2 protein-coding genes are annotated in these 1,535 nt (G+C 70.2%); one reads left to right on the top strand and one right to left on the bottom strand.

Annotated features, from left to right (window positions below):
• Positions 1 to 44: 44 nt before the first annotated feature.
• Positions 45 to 371, bottom strand: coding sequence for a hypothetical protein (locus tag ACWCP0_RS42095; RefSeq protein WP_143614887.1), 327 nt, complete (start codon positions 369 to 371; stop codon positions 45 to 47).
• A 65-nt stretch (positions 372 to 436) separates the two neighbouring features.
• Between ACWCP0_RS42095 and ACWCP0_RS42090 the strand changes: the two genes are divergently transcribed.
• Positions 437 to 1,498 (top strand): IS630 family transposase, encoded by a 1,062-nt coding sequence (locus ACWCP0_RS42090; protein WP_451083984.1) that lies wholly within the window; start codon positions 437 to 439, stop codon positions 1,496 to 1,498.
• The last annotated feature ends 37 nt before the right edge of the window (positions 1,499 to 1,535 follow it).

Below are 1,535 nucleotides of genomic sequence, written 5' to 3'. Positions count from 1 at the left end.
CTAGTGCTGCTCCGCGGAAGTTCGTGGAGGGGTGTTGGGGTCGGTCAGGCGGGGGTGTCGAGGTAGAGGCCACCGGCGCAGTCGAGGCAGTCTTCGGGACTGCCGATGGGCAGTCCTGTGGGCAGGTAGTTGTCCTGGTAGCCGCCCCGGCTTGCGAGGTAGAGGGCGAAGCCCCAGGTGTGTAGGACGCCGGTGAAGCGCAGGCGGCACAGGGGGAGTTCCTCCCCGTCCTTCAGCTCGGCTGCTACGTAGGCGAATCCGGCGCGGAAGCGGACGTCGATGCGGGCCAGCTGCGGCCAGCGGGCCTGGGCATGGGTGTTCAGGCGCTGGCGCAGGTGGTGCTGCATCGATTCCGGGGGGTTCTTCGGCACGGGCCCATACTGCCGGGTGTGACACCGGTCCGCCATGATCGTCTGCCGTGCAGGGTGAAGGACGCGTGGGAGCGGCGGTCGCGGTGGTGCTCGGGCCGGAGGTCCGTAAGCGGCTGTTACGGACGGTCTGCTCGCCGAAGGCGCAAGTGCGGGCAGTGCTGCGGGCCCAGATCGTGCTCGCGGCGGCGGACGGGCTGGCCAACGGCGCGATAGCCCGGGAGCTGGAGGTCAGCGTCAACACGGTGCGCAAGTGGCGGGGCCGGTTCGCCGCCGGCGGCCTGGACGGGCTGCGGGACGCCGGGCGGTCCGGACGGCCGAAGATCTACGGGCCCCATGTGCGGGTAGCGATCGTGGCCACGGCCACCAGTGCTCCGCCGCATCCGGAGGCGACCTGGTCGCACCGGACCATCGCCGCGCAGGTTGCGGACACCTGCTTCGCGCCGGTTTCGGCCTCGCAGGTCGGGCGGATCCTGGCGGACCTGGACCTGAAACCGCACAAGGTCCGCGGCTGGCTCACCCGCCGCGACACCCCCGACTTCTGGGAACGTGCGGCGGACGTGTGCGCCCTCTACCTCGACCCGCCCGAGGGTGCGGTAGTGCTCTCGATCGATGAGAAGACCGCGATCGCCGCCCGCTCACGCCGGTATCCCGGGCGCCCCGCCACCCCCGGCGAGTCTGCCCGCCAGGAGTTCGAGTACCGGCGCCACGGCACCGCTTCCCTGGTTGCCGCCCTGGAGGTGACCAGCGGCGAAGTGCTGACCGAGGTGATCGCCCGCAACGACGCAGCGACCTTCACCGCGTTCCTGGACCAGCTGGACCGGACCATCGCCCCAGACAAGGAGATCCACGTCGTGCTCGACAACGGCTCCTCCCACACCGCCAGGCACACCAAGGCATGGCTGGCCGCGCACCCGCGCTGGCACGTCCACTGGACCCCACCGCACGCCTCCTGGCTCAACCAGGCCGAACTGTTCTTCTCCGCCCTGACCCGCCGGGTCCTGCGGCACGGCGACTTCGCCAGCCGCGACGACCTGATCGACAAGCTGGAGACCTACGTGATCAAGCACAACGAGACGGCCAAGCCCTACCGCTGGACCTACGAGGGCACCCCGCTCAAGGCAGCCTGATCAACACCCTCCACGAACTTCCGCGGAGCAGCACTAG

The sequence above is a fragment of the Streptomyces sp. NPDC001970 genome (assembly GCF_053594115.1).
Note: the sequence above shows the minus strand (reverse complement) of the source record. Positions and strands in the feature narration are given on the sequence as shown.